General features: G+C 66.7%; 20 protein-coding genes and 1 pseudogene. 20 read left to right on the top strand and 1 reads right to left on the bottom strand.

Annotated elements, in window-relative coordinates; translation table 11 throughout:
• Positions 1 to 465 precede the first annotated feature (465 nt).
• Positions 466 to 900: an ATP-binding protein gene (locus ACZ4EG_RS29870; protein ID WP_467792769.1), complete on the bottom strand. Its 435-nt coding sequence runs from the start codon at positions 898 to 900 to the stop codon at positions 466 to 468.
• A 154-nt stretch (positions 901 to 1,054) separates the two neighbouring features.
• On the opposite strand from ACZ4EG_RS29870, the gene ACZ4EG_RS29865 reads away from it, so the two are divergent.
• The 20 genes and pseudogenes from ACZ4EG_RS29865 (at position 1,055) to rplE (ending at position 11,472) form a co-directional block, all read left to right on the top strand.
• On the top strand, positions 1,055 to 1,930 hold the full coding sequence (locus tag ACZ4EG_RS29865) for a helix-turn-helix domain-containing protein (protein ID WP_467792768.1): 876 nt from the start codon (positions 1,055 to 1,057) through the stop codon (positions 1,928 to 1,930).
• Complete coding sequence (locus ACZ4EG_RS29860) at positions 1,927 to 2,127, top strand: DUF397 domain-containing protein (RefSeq protein ID WP_453551437.1); 201 nt, start codon at positions 1,927 to 1,929, stop codon at positions 2,125 to 2,127. The genes ACZ4EG_RS29865 and ACZ4EG_RS29860 overlap by 4 nt, the downstream gene beginning before the upstream one ends.
• Positions 2,124 to 2,762, top strand: a complete 639-nt coding sequence (locus tag ACZ4EG_RS29855; RefSeq protein ID WP_467792767.1) for a hypothetical protein — start codon at positions 2,124 to 2,126, stop codon at positions 2,760 to 2,762. The genes ACZ4EG_RS29860 and ACZ4EG_RS29855 overlap by 4 nt, the downstream gene beginning before the upstream one ends.
• Entirely contained in the window at positions 2,759 to 2,944 is a 186-nt protein-coding gene (locus ACZ4EG_RS29850; protein ID WP_467792766.1) for a hypothetical protein, read from the top strand. The genes ACZ4EG_RS29855 and ACZ4EG_RS29850 overlap by 4 nt, the downstream gene beginning before the upstream one ends.
• Positions 2,920 to 3,177 (top strand): annotated as a pseudogene (locus tag ACZ4EG_RS29845) (RHS repeat-associated core domain-containing protein); the annotation flags it as partial. The gene ACZ4EG_RS29850 and the pseudogene ACZ4EG_RS29845, both read left to right, overlap by 25 nt.
• Positions 3,178 to 3,186: 9 nt before the next feature.
• Positions 3,187 to 4,026, top strand: coding sequence for a DNA/RNA non-specific endonuclease (locus ACZ4EG_RS29840; protein ID WP_467792765.1), 840 nt, complete (start codon positions 3,187 to 3,189; stop codon positions 4,024 to 4,026).
• 632 nt (positions 4,027 to 4,658) lie between these two features.
• Entirely contained in the window at positions 4,659 to 4,967 is a 309-nt protein-coding gene (rpsJ, locus tag ACZ4EG_RS29835; RefSeq protein ID WP_003948644.1) for a 30S ribosomal protein S10, read from the top strand.
• Positions 4,968 to 4,984: 17 nt separating this feature from the next.
• Entirely contained in the window at positions 4,985 to 5,629 is a 645-nt protein-coding gene (rplC, locus tag ACZ4EG_RS29830) for a 50S ribosomal protein L3 (protein WP_020135811.1), read from the top strand.
• A gap of 8 nt (positions 5,630 to 5,637) precedes the next feature.
• Positions 5,638 to 6,291 carry a 50S ribosomal protein L4 gene (rplD, locus tag ACZ4EG_RS29825; RefSeq protein ID WP_453551426.1) on the top strand — a complete coding sequence of 218 codons (654 nt, stop codon included), beginning with the start codon at positions 5,638 to 5,640 and terminating at the stop codon, positions 6,289 to 6,291.
• Entirely contained in the window at positions 6,291 to 6,710 is a 420-nt protein-coding gene (rplW, locus tag ACZ4EG_RS29820; RefSeq protein WP_467792764.1) for a 50S ribosomal protein L23, read from the top strand. Before rplD ends, rplW begins: the two co-directional genes overlap by 1 nt.
• Before the next feature lie 40 nt (positions 6,711 to 6,750).
• The gene (rplB, locus tag ACZ4EG_RS29815) at positions 6,751 to 7,587 is read left to right on the top strand and encodes a 50S ribosomal protein L2 (protein ID WP_031167077.1); all 837 of its coding nucleotides are present in this window, start codon (positions 6,751 to 6,753) and stop codon (positions 7,585 to 7,587) included.
• Between the two features lie 12 nt (positions 7,588 to 7,599).
• Positions 7,600 to 7,881 carry a 30S ribosomal protein S19 gene (rpsS, locus tag ACZ4EG_RS29810; protein WP_023547380.1) on the top strand — a complete coding sequence of 94 codons (282 nt, stop codon included), beginning with the start codon at positions 7,600 to 7,602 and terminating at the stop codon, positions 7,879 to 7,881.
• A 43-nt stretch (positions 7,882 to 7,924) separates the two neighbouring features.
• The gene (gene rplV, locus ACZ4EG_RS29805) at positions 7,925 to 8,272 is read left to right on the top strand and encodes a 50S ribosomal protein L22 (RefSeq protein WP_023547379.1); all 348 of its coding nucleotides are present in this window, start codon (positions 7,925 to 7,927) and stop codon (positions 8,270 to 8,272) included.
• Entirely contained in the window at positions 8,272 to 9,090 is an 819-nt protein-coding gene (rpsC, locus tag ACZ4EG_RS29800) for a 30S ribosomal protein S3 (RefSeq protein WP_399178220.1), read from the top strand. The genes rplV and rpsC overlap by 1 nt, the downstream gene beginning before the upstream one ends.
• Positions 9,091 to 9,095: 5 nt before the next feature.
• The gene (gene rplP, locus ACZ4EG_RS29795) at positions 9,096 to 9,515 is read left to right on the top strand and encodes a 50S ribosomal protein L16 (RefSeq protein ID WP_004927269.1); all 420 of its coding nucleotides are present in this window, start codon (positions 9,096 to 9,098) and stop codon (positions 9,513 to 9,515) included.
• Positions 9,515 to 9,739: a 50S ribosomal protein L29 gene (gene rpmC / locus ACZ4EG_RS29790; protein WP_055632347.1), complete on the top strand. Its 225-nt coding sequence runs from the start codon at positions 9,515 to 9,517 to the stop codon at positions 9,737 to 9,739. The genes rplP and rpmC overlap by 1 nt, the downstream gene beginning before the upstream one ends.
• Positions 9,739 to 10,020 (top strand): 30S ribosomal protein S17, encoded by a 282-nt coding sequence (gene rpsQ, locus ACZ4EG_RS29785; protein WP_263211605.1) that lies wholly within the window; start codon positions 9,739 to 9,741, stop codon positions 10,018 to 10,020. The genes rpmC and rpsQ overlap by 1 nt, the downstream gene beginning before the upstream one ends.
• A 200-nt stretch (positions 10,021 to 10,220) precedes the next feature.
• Positions 10,221 to 10,589 carry a 50S ribosomal protein L14 gene (rplN, locus tag ACZ4EG_RS29780; RefSeq protein WP_003998823.1) on the top strand — a complete coding sequence of 123 codons (369 nt, stop codon included), beginning with the start codon at positions 10,221 to 10,223 and terminating at the stop codon, positions 10,587 to 10,589.
• A gap of 2 nt (positions 10,590 to 10,591) precedes the next feature.
• Complete coding sequence (rplX, locus tag ACZ4EG_RS29775) at positions 10,592 to 10,915, top strand: 50S ribosomal protein L24 (protein WP_124439899.1); 324 nt, start codon at positions 10,592 to 10,594, stop codon at positions 10,913 to 10,915.
• Positions 10,915 to 11,472 carry a 50S ribosomal protein L5 gene (gene rplE / locus ACZ4EG_RS29770; protein ID WP_061920719.1) on the top strand — a complete coding sequence of 186 codons (558 nt, stop codon included), beginning with the start codon at positions 10,915 to 10,917 and terminating at the stop codon, positions 11,470 to 11,472. The genes rplX and rplE overlap by 1 nt, the downstream gene beginning before the upstream one ends.
• The last annotated feature ends 1 nt before the right edge of the window (position 11,473 follow it).

Genomic DNA, 11,473 nt, shown 5'->3' with positions numbered 1-11,473 from the left:
CGTGCCACCACCCAGCCGCGGCGCCCCACCCACCGGCCGCTCGCCGCCAAGCCCGCCCGGCGTGCCGCCACCCACCTCCCCGCGCCCCACCGCCCACTGGCCGCTCGCCGCCAAGCCCGCCCGGCGCCCCACCCCCCACCCCCCACCCCCCACCACCCGCAAGTCGCCAAGCCCACCCGGCGTGCTGGCGAGGCGCGACCGCGCCCCCACCACCCCGGCCCAGAACGCAGCCCACCCAAGGGATGGCGCCCCAAGCCGGCCACTTTCCCCGGGCTGCCCGCTCGCTTCTCGCCCGTGCTGGAGCGAGCCGAGTCAAGGGTGGCCCGGAGGGCCATCGGCGGAGCCGACGCGACCGGAGGGAGCGCCCTTTACTCGGGGCGTGGAAGCACGACACTGACAAAGAAGCGGGCGGCCCACCTGTGCTTGACAGTCGGCGTCGGCAAAGACCTTCGACCGGGCGGTGATTCACCGGGACGTGGCGCACCGTAAGACGGTCAGCTCGGCCCAGACCGTCTTGCGGGGACGTGGTCCCGGGACAACGCCCCACCGGTCGGCGAAGGCCTCCACGAGGACGAGACCCCGGCCGACTTCCGACTCGGGGGCGGGATGCTGCGGGCAGGGCAGGCCGTCCCCGCGGGTGTCGGTCACCTCGATACGGAGGGTGTCGGCGACGACGTACAGCGACAGCCGGAAGTCGCGCCCCCGTACCCGCCCATGCGTGGCCGCATTGGCAGCCAGCTCCGCGATGACCTGCGCCGCCTTCTCCGACGGCAGCCCCCAGGAGCGCAGTTGCTCGGTAGCGAGGGGCCGGGCGAGGCGGGCACCCCGGGGAGTGGGGGACAGGAGCACGCTGAAGTTCCGGACGGCGCAATCGAGTTGGGTGGAGTTTTCCTGGTTCACGTCACTCAGCGTGGCCGCCTCTGCGTACCGTGAACAGTGACGCAGCCGATGCGTACGGTTACTGTCCGGAGCTCCTCCGGTCATGTACGGGCTGTCAGGGACGGCCGTACGGGTAGGGGCGTCGCGGCACGGTCGTACGACGGAGGGGTGCGGGATGAGTGTGGACGGCGAGGCGGTACGGCTCAAGAGCGAGGCCGACGAACCGGGTTGGGAAGTGGACCCGGACGACGACTGGGGCATCGCCGTCATCGCAACCGTCGGACGCCAGCTCAAACTGCGGCGCGAGGCGGTGGGGATGCGGGCCGCCGTGTTCGGGGAGGCGGTCGGGTACGGCGAGGACATGGTGTACAAGATCGAGGGCGGGAAGCGGATCCCGAGGCCCGAGTATCTAGACAGGGCGGACGAGGTGTTGGGGGCGGGTGGATTGCTCTCGGCGATGAAGGAGGACGTGGCCAAGGTCCGGTATCCGAAGAAGGTGCGGGACCTGGCCCGGATGGAGGCCAAGGCGGTCGAGATCGGGGTGTACGAAAGCATCAGCGTCAATGGGCTGTTGCAGACGTCGGAGCATGCACGAGCGCTGCTGGAATCGTGGCAGCCGGCGTATTCGGCGGAGGACGTGGAGCGCCTGGTAGCGGCTCGTGTGGCCCGGCAGTCCGTATTCGAGCGGTCACCCGCGCCCGCCCTCAGCTTCGTACAGGAAGAGGCGACGCTTCGCCGCCCTGTCGGAGGCACAATGGTCTGGCAGCAGCAGCTCGAACGTCTGCTGGAAGTGGGTCGGTTGAACAACGTCACGCTTCAGGTGATGCCGACGCACAGTGCGGCCCATCCCGGTCTGAACGGGAGGATCGAAGTGCTGAAGTTCGAGGAGGGTTCGGCAGTCGGGCGCTCCGACGGGGCCTACAACGGCCGCCCGATTTCCGATCCGAGGCAGTTGCGCATCCTTGAGCTGAGGTATGGCACCATCCGGGCGCAGGCCCTCCCGCCAGGGGAGTCGCTCGCCTTCATTGAGCAACTGCTGGGAGAGACATGATCCGCAAGTCCCCGTCCGAACTGACCTGGTTCAAGAGCAGCTACAGCAGCGGCCCCGACGGCGAATCCTGCGTCGAAATCGCCCCTACCCCCACCACCATCCACATCCGAGACTCCAAGAACCCCACCCACGCCCCCCACCTCACCTTCCCACCGTCCACCTGGACGGCCTTCGTCGCGTACGCCGCTGAAGCGTGATCCTCGCCCGCGAGGTCTTCGGTCCGCTCGGGGGCGTGGTGGAAATCGGGGCGGTGAACTCCACGGGCACCTGGGATCTCGCGGATGTCTCGGTCGGCGGATTCCTGGCCCGTAAGCGGGATGAGATGAGCCGCCTCATGGCCGGTATCCGGTGGGTCTGCCGCTTCGGCGATGCGGAGATGGCGATGGCCGACGAGGTGGGCTGGTTTCGCGACTACGAAGTCTCGGCGGCGCATCTGCTTCTGTGGTCAGGGGGACTCACAGGAGTCCCGGAGCCTCTGGAGAAGCTGGACGAGCCGACACACGTGCGACGCATGTGCCGTACGGGCGCCGACATACAACTGACGGATCTCCTACAGGCGTTGATCACCGCAGCCATCGCGGCCGGGACGGAGCCCCACCAGGGCGCCCCTCGGATCGCCGACATCCTCGACATCGCATCCGACCTGGCGGACCCCACCGGCCGCAGCGCCCCCGCACTGGTCTTCAGGATGTGGCGAGTGGCCCACCTCCCGCCCATCCTGCGCGCCGACTCGGACGCGCCGCTGAGCGGAAGGGCGGGCTTCCGGGCATACGACGAGGCACTGGAGGAGCTGCACTCACGACGCGACGGCCGTCATAACCTCTCACCATGAGGTCGGAATTCTTGGCCCGCCTGAGCGAGGAGATGCTGGAGTATTTCCGTGATATGGCGGATGTTCTGGTCGAACACTGTGGGATCGGCCCCGAACGCCTGATTGATCCTGGCGACAGCTTCCGCCCGCCACCGATGTCGTCGGTACACCGACGGAACTGGTCGACGAAAGAGGAAGTTTAGTATGGCGGACACGCGCCACGCTCTGGGGAATAGCTGCCTGGAATGCCGACGCCTCCGCCTATTGCCCTCTCCGCTTCCCCGGACAGTACTTCGATCCTGAAACCGGCCTGCACTACAACTGCTTCCGGCATGACGATCCCGAAACGGCTCGCTACCTAACTCCCGACCCTCTCGGCCTCGCTCCCGCGCCCAACCCGGTCACATACGTCTCCAACCCGCACACCGGAGTCGATCTCCTCGGGTTGAGTCCCTACTACAGTGAGATCGCCCCCAACGGTCAACGCGGACCTGCCTATGCCGTGGTGACTCGTCAAACCCTGGACGACGCTGCGAACGGGCTTATTGGAAGTCCGCCGGGGCGCGGCGCCCGTTATGCGCCGCCGGGCTTCCAGGGCGGCGGCGCCGGTCACTCGCGGGGACATTTGATCGGGCAGCAATTCGGCGGCGACGGAAGGGATGTGCGGAATATTGTCACACAGGGCTCAGTGCAGAATAATGGACCAATTTCCACGGCCGAAGATGAAATTGCCGACCATGTGAGAACGACAGGAAACACCGTCACCATGAGCGTTACTCCTGTAACAGCGCTGTGTCCTCCTCCGCTCAATCCTCCGGCGTCCGTGAGCTCCGGAGCGGGGACACAAGCCGTCCCCCCCAGCCACCGTGAACTGACCCGCGTCTATGGGGCCGGCTGTTTCGATGAGTTCCTGTGGGTCTTCGCGGACGGTGCGGCAAACAGCCACCTCGACATCGCCGAGCGCACGAAGGAGATACGGTCGATCTTCCGCGGTAAGGCACTGCACGAGCTCAGGGGTGCTCTCGATCTGTATCAGTCCGGCCCCGAGGACCTTGTCCAGTGGGGGGTGACGGACAACGCCGACCTGCTGGCGTGGATCGCAAGGGGAGACCCTGACAACTGGCCGACGGTGATCATCCAGGCTGGTCAGCTCGGTGCGGTCGTCTCGCCGAGAAGCTCGACCTCCACGGTGCTCCAGCTGCTGACCGGATCGCTGCGGGTCCCCTTCTTTCCTGGTGACTTCCCCAGCGAGCAACCGGAATTCACCGTGAACCCATATGCGTGAGCCCACAGGCATCCGTGGGCACATGGCTCTGTCGTTTCCGTCCGCGATGAGTTCACTCACCGCGTCTGTATGATCACAGACCGACATTCCGCTGCCGTCGTCCTCGACGCGGATCCGTTCCGCGCCTCGGAGGCCGTAGCGCTCTCGACCGGCACCTCCGTGGCACTGGCGGAGTCCCGCAGTCGAGCCGACTCGGTCTGGGCGGTACCCGGGTTTGACCCACGTCACCCGAGGGGTATTCTCTCCGGCTCGATTGGCCAGCCCCCTGCCCCGTATGGCAGACTAGCGGGGTTGCTCGGTCGAGTGTTGATGCTGCGCGCCTCCCGCCGGGAGGACCGGAAGCGAGTCCCACAGTACTCGTCGCCCTAACTGCCTGCGGGCAGCACTGGGGCGGACGTACGGGAATCTTCCGGGAAGTGTGAGCGCGGCACCGGCCAGGCGCCCGGTGGGCCTTCCGCCCCCGGCTTGCGGTTCCGGTAGGGCCGTGTGCAGTCCCGTAGGGATGTTCGAACAAGGGACATCTCTGTCAGCGGGAGCGCGACACGCCCGACCGCGTGGGTCGGAGGACGGGAAGAGGAACGAAGGGAACACCGGGTTCCAGAGCGTTGAAGAGACAGGACTACTGAGTAGCCATGGCGGGACAGAAGATCCGCATCCGGCTCAAGGCCTACGACCACGAGGTCATCGACTCCTCGGCGAAGAAGATCGTCGAGACGGTGACCCGCACTGGTGCGTCGGTCGCGGGCCCGGTGCCGCTGCCCACTGAGAAGAACGTGTACTGCGTCATCAAGTCGCCGCACAAGTACAAGGACTCGCGCGAGCACTTCGAGATGCGCACGCACAAGCGCCTGATCGACATTCTCGACCCCACCCCCAAGACCGTTGACTCTCTGATGCGACTCGACCTCCCGGCCGGCGTCGACATCGAGATCAAGCTCTGAGGGTCGGTGAGCTGAGAATGGCTAAGCAGATCAAGGGCATCCTGGGCGAGAAGCTCGGCATGACGCAGGTGTGGGACGAGAACAACCGTGTTGTTCCGGTCACCGTCGTCAAGGCCGGCCCCAACGTCGTCACCCAGGTCCGTACGAACGATGTCGACGGCTACGAGTCCGTCCAGATCGCTTTCGGCGAGATCGACCCGCGCAAGGTGAACAAGCCCCTCAAGGGCCACTTCGCCAAGGCCGACGTCACCCCGCGTCGTCACCTCGTCGAGATCCGCACCGCGGACGCCTCCGAGTACACGCTCGGCCAGGAGATCACCGCTGAGGTGTTCGAGGCCGGTATCAAGGTCGACGTCACCGGCAAGAGCAAGGGCAAGGGCTTCGCCGGTGTCATGAAGCGTCACAACTTCAAGGGCCTCGGCGCCGGACACGGCACCCAGCGCAAGCACCGCTCGCCCGGTTCCATCGGTGGCTGCGCCACCCCGGGCCGCGTGTTCAAGGGCCTCCGCATGGCGGGTCGCATGGGCAACGAGCGGGTCACCACCCAGAACCTGACCGTCCACGCCGTTGACGCGGAGAAGGGTCTGCTGCTCATCAAGGGCGCGGTTCCCGGTCCGAACGGCGGCCTCGTCCTGGTCCGCACCGCGGCCAAGGGGGCCTGAGGTAACCGATGAGCACTGTTGACATCCTTTCGCCGGCGGGCGACAAGGCCGGTTCCGTCGAGCTCCCCGCGGAGATCTTCGACGCCAAGGTCAGCGTTCCGCTGATCCACCAGGTCGTCGTCGCGCAGCTGGCCGCTGCCCGTCAGGGCACGCACAAGACGAAGACCCGTGGCGAGGTCCGCGGTGGCGGCAGGAAGCCGTACCGCCAGAAGGGCACCGGTCGCGCCCGCCAGGGTTCGACCCGCGCGCCGCAGTTCGCCGGTGGTGGCGTCGTGCACGGTCCCGTGCCGCGTGACTACTCGCAGCGCACCCCCAAGAAGATGAAGGCCGCCGCCCTGCGCGGTGCCCTCACCGACCGGGCGCGTCACAACCGCATCCACGTCGTCTCCGGCGTGGTCGAGGGCGAGAACCCCAGCACCAAGGCCGCCAAGAGCCTGTTCGGCAAGATCTCGGAGCGCAAGAACCTGCTCCTGGTCGTCGAGCGCGCCGACGAGGCCGCGTGGCTGTCCGCCCGCAACCTGCCCCAGGTCCACATCCTGGAGCCGGGCCAGCTGAACACGTACGACGTTCTCGTCTCGGACGACGTGGTCTTCACCCAGGCCGCTTTCGAGTCCTTCGTCGCCGGCCCGAAGGCCAACGACACCGAAGGGACCGAGGTCTGATGGCTACCCGTCACCCGAGCATCGCCTCGAAGGCGGCCAAGGCCGCCAAGGCCGCGCGCGTCGCCAAGGCGAAGCGCCACGCCACCGAGGGCAAGAACACCATCGAGACCCCGCTGAGCAAGTCGTACACGGACCCCCGTGACGTCCTGCTGAAGCCGGTCGTCTCCGAGAAGAGCTACGCGCTCCTCGACGAGAACAAGTACACGTTCATCGTCGCCCCGAACGCCAACAAGACCCAGATCAAGCAGGCCGTCCAGGCGGTCTTCGACGTCAAGGTCACCGGGGTCAACACGATCAACCGCCAGGGCAAGCGCAAGCGCACGAAGACCGGTTTCGGTCAGCGTGCCGGCAGCAAGCGCGCGATCGTGACCCTCGCCGAGGGCGACCGTATCGACATCTTCGGCGGTCCGACCGCCTAACGGCGGTCCGGATCGTCCGATATCGGACGAGGACTGAGAAATGGGAATCCGCAAGTACAAGCCGACTACGCCGGGCCGTCGTGGCGCCAGCGTCGCCGACTTCGTCGAGGTCACGCGGTCCACGCCGGAGAAGTCGCTGGTCCGCCCCCTGCACAGCAAGGGCGGCCGTAACAACGCCGGTCGTGTGACCGTTCGCCACCAGGGTGGCGGACACAAGCGCGCCTACCGAGTGATCGACTTCCGTCGTCACGACAAGGACGGCGTGCCGGCGAAGGTCGCGCACATCGAGTACGACCCCAACCGCACCGCGCGCATCGCGCTGCTGCACTACGCCGACGGCGAGAAGCGCTACATCCTCGCCCCGCGCAACCTGCAGCAGGGTGACCGCGTCGAGAACGGTCCCGGGGCCGACATCAAGCCGGGCAACAACCTGGCCCTCCGCAACATCCCGGTCGGTACCACGATCCACGCGATCGAGCTCCGTCCCGGTGGCGGTGCCAAGTTCGCCCGCTCCGCCGGTGCCTCCGTGCAGCTGCTCGCGAAGGAGGGCTCGATGGCCCACCTCCGCATGCCGTCCGGTGAGATCCGCCTGGTCGACGTCCGCTGCCGCGCCACCATCGGTGAGGTCGGCAACGCCGAGCAGAGCAACATCAACTGGGGCAAGGCCGGCCGTAAGCGGTGGCTGGGCGTTCGCCCGACCGTCCGTGGTGTCGTGATGAACCCGGTTGACCACCCGCACGGTGGTGGTGAGGGCCGGACCTCCGGTGGTCGCCACCCTGTGTCCCCGTGGGGCAAGAAGGAAGGCCGTACTCGTTCGCCCAAGAAGGCGTCGAACAAGTACATCGTCCGCCGCCGCAAGACGAACAAGAAGCGCTAAGGACGGGTTGAGATGCCTCGTAGCCTGAAGAAGGGGCCCTTCGTCGACGACCACCTGATCAAGAAGGTGGACGCCCAGAACGAAGCCGGCACCAAGAACGTCATCAAGACCTGGTCCCGCCGCTCGATGATCGTCCCGGCCATGCTGGGCCACACGCTCGCGGTGCACAACGGCAAGACCCACATCCCGGTGTTCGTCACCGAGTCGATGGTCGGCCACAAGCTCGGCGAGTTCTCGCCGACCCGCACCTTCCGGGGCCACGTCAAGGAAGACCGGAAGTCGAAGCGCCGCTAGTAGCGGATCGCATTCAGACACGTAAGTAACTGAAGGGACAACCATGGAAGCCAGGGCCCAGGCGCGGTACATCCGCGTCACGCCCATGAAGGCCCGCCGCGTGGTGGACCTCATCCGTGGCATGGACGCCACGGAGGCCCAGGCTGTTCTGCGATTCGCTCCGCAGGCAGCCTCCGTGCCGGTCGGCAAGGTGCTCGACAGCGCCATCGCCAACGCCGCGCACAACTACGACCACACCGACGCCGACAGCCTCTTCGTTTCCGAGGCCTACGTCGACGAGGGCCCGACCCTGAAGCGGTTCCGTCCGCGCGCCCAGGGCCGTGCCTACCGGATCCGCAAGCGGACCAGCCACATCACCGTGGTCGTCAGCAGCAAGGAAGGAACCCGGTAATGGGCCAGAAGGTTAACCCGCATGGGTTCCGGCTCGGTATCACCACCGACTTCAAGTCGCGTTGGTACGCCGACAAGCTGTACAAGGACTACGTCAAGGAAGACGTCGCCATCCGTCGGATGATGACGTCCGGCATGGAGCGCGCCGGTATCTCGAAGGTTGAGATCGAGCGCACCCGTGACCGCGTGCGGGTGGACATCCACACCGCTCGTCCGGGCATCGTCATCGGCCGCCGTGGCGCCGAGGCCGACCGCATCCGCGGTGACCTCGAGAAGCTCACGGGCAAGCAGGTCCAGCTGAACATCCTCGAGGTCAAGAACCCCGAGACCGACGCTCAGCTGGTGGCCCAGGCCGTTGCCGAGCAGCTCTCCTCCCGCGTCTCCTTCCGCCGCGCCATGCGTAAGAGCATGCAGTCGGCGATGAAGGCCGGCGCCAAGGGCATCAAGATCCAGTGCGGTGGCCGCCTCGGCGGCGCCGAGATGTCCCGCTCGGAGTTCTACCGCGAGGGCCGTGTGCCCCTGCACACGCTCCGCGCGAACGTGGACTACGGCTTCTTCGAGGCCAAGACGACCTTCGGCCGCATCGGTGTGAAGGTCTGGATCTACAAGGGCGACGTCAAGAACATCGCCGAGGTCCGCGCCGAGAACGCTGCGGCCCGTGCGGGTAACCGCCCGGCCCGCGGTGGTGCCGACCGCCCGGCCCGTGGTGGCCGCGGTGGCGAGCGGCGCGGTCGCAAGCCGCAGCAGGCTGCCGGCGCCGAGGCCCCCAAGGCCGAGGCTCCCGCCGCTCCGGCTGAGAGCACCGGAACGGAGGCCTGACCGACATGCTGATCCCCCGTAGGGTCAAGCACCGCAAGCAGCACCACCCGAAGCGCCGTGGTCAGGCCAAGGGCGGTACGACGGTCGCGTTCGGCGAGTACGGCATTCAGGCCCTCACGCCGGCGTACGTGACCAACCGCCAGATCGAGGCGGCCCGTATCGCGATGACCCGCCACATCAAGCGTGGCGGCAAGGTCTGGATCAACATCTACCCGGACCGCCCGCTCACGAAGAAGCCGGCCGAGACCCGCATGGGTTCCGGTAAGGGTTCGCCGGAGTGGTGGATCGCGAACGTGCACCCGGGCCGGGTCATGTTCGAGCTGTCCTACCCGAACGAGAAGATTGCGCGTGAGGCTCTCACTCGTGCGGCTCACAAGCTGCCGATGAAGTGCCGCATCGTCAAGCGCGAGGCAGGTGAAGCGTGATGTCGGTCGGTACCAAGGCGTCCGAGCTGCGCGAGCTGGGCAACGAGGAGCTTCTGGGCAAGCTCCGCGAGGCCAAGGAAGAGCTGTTCAACCTCCGCTTCCAGGCGGCGACGGGCCAGCTCGAGAACCACGGCCGTCTGAAGGCGGTCCGCAAGGACATCGCGCGGATCTACACCCTGATGCGCGAGCGTGAGCTGGGCATCGAAACGGTGGAGAACGCCTGATGAGCGAGAAGAACGTGACTGAGCAGACTGAGCGCAACGCGCGGAAGACCCGTGAGGGCCTGGTCGTCAGCGACAAGATGGACAAGACCGTCGTCGTCGCCGTCGAGGACCGCGTGAAGCACGCGCTGTACGGCAAGGTCATCCGCCGTACGAACAAGCTCAAGGCGCACGACGAGCAGAACGCTGCCGGTGTCGGCGACCGCGTCCTCCTGATGGAGACCCGGAAGCTGTCGTCCAGCAAGCACTGGCGCGTCGTCGAGATCCTCGAGAAGGCGAAGTAATAAGCGGGGGCTCCGCCCCCGCTGACCCCCGCTGGGGGCTCCGCCACCAGGCCCCCGGGCCTGGCCGCGGTGAAGCCCCCGGCGCGGGTTGCCGCCTGCAGAGGCCCAAGTAATTCCTGCGTGAGCAACTCGCAGGACGGTTCCGCCAGGCTCTCCGGCCCAACCCCCGGAGGGAACCGGCAGACAAACAGGAGATACACGTGATCCAGCAGGAGTCGCGACTGCGCGTCGCCGACAACACTGGTGCGAAGGAAATCCTTTGCATCCGTGTGCTCGGTGGCTCCGGTCGCCGCTACGCGGGCATCGGTGACGTCATCGTCGCCACCGTCAAGGACGCGATCCCCGGCGGCAACGTGAAGAAGGGTGACGTCGTCAAGGCGGTCATCGTTCGCACCGTCAAGGAGCGCCGCCGTCCGGACGGCTCGTACATCCGCTTCGACGAGAACGCCGCCGTCATTCTGAAGAACGACGGCGACCCTCGCGGCACCCGCATCTTCGGCCCGGTCGGCCGTGAGCTGCGCGAGAAGAAGTTCATGAAGATCATCTCGCTCGCGCCGGAGGTGCTGTAAGCATGAAGATCAAGAAGGGCGACCTGGTCCAGGTCATCACCGGCAAGGACAAGGGCAAGCAGGGCAAGGTCATCGCGGCCTTCCCCCGCGAGGACCGCGTCCTGGTCGAGGGTGTCAACCGGGTCAAGAAGCACACCAAGGCCGGTCCGACCGCTCGCGGTTCGCAGGCCGGCGGCATCGTCACGACCGAGGCGCCGATCCACGTCTCCAACGTCCAGCTGGTCGTTGAGAAGGACGGCAACAAGGTCGTCACGCGTGTCGGTTACCGCTTCGACGAAGAGGGCAACAAGATCCGCGTTGCCAAGCGGACGGGTGAGGACATCTGATGGCTACCACCACCACTCCGCGTCTGAAGCAGAAGTACCGCGAGGAGATCGCGGGCAAGCTGCGTGACGAGTTCAAGTACGAGAACGTCATGCAGGTTCCCGGTCTCGTCAAGATCGTGGTCAACATGGGTGTCGGCGACGCCGCCCGTGACTCGAAGCTGATCGAGGGCGCCATCCGCGACCTCACCACGATCACCGGTCAGAAGCCGGCCGTCACCAAGGCCCGCAAGTCCATCGCGCAGTTCAAGCTGCGTGAGGGCCAGCCGATCGGTGCCCACGTCACGCTCCGTGGCGACCGCATGTGGGAGTTCCTGGACCGCACCCTGTCGCTCGCGCTCCCGCGCATCCGCGACTTCCGCGGCCTGTCCCCCAAGCAGTTCGACGGCCGTGGCAACTACACCTTCGGTCTCACGGAGCAGGTCATGTTCCACGAGATCGACCAGGACAAGATCGACCGTACCCGGGGCATGGACATCACCGTGGTCACCACGGCGACCAACGACGCTGAGGGCCGCGCGCTCCTTCGTCACCTCGGCTTCCCGTTCAAGGAGGCGTGAG

The organism is Streptomyces sp. NPDC025638, assembly GCF_055558775.1.
This window is presented reverse-complemented; position numbering and strand designations above follow the sequence as displayed.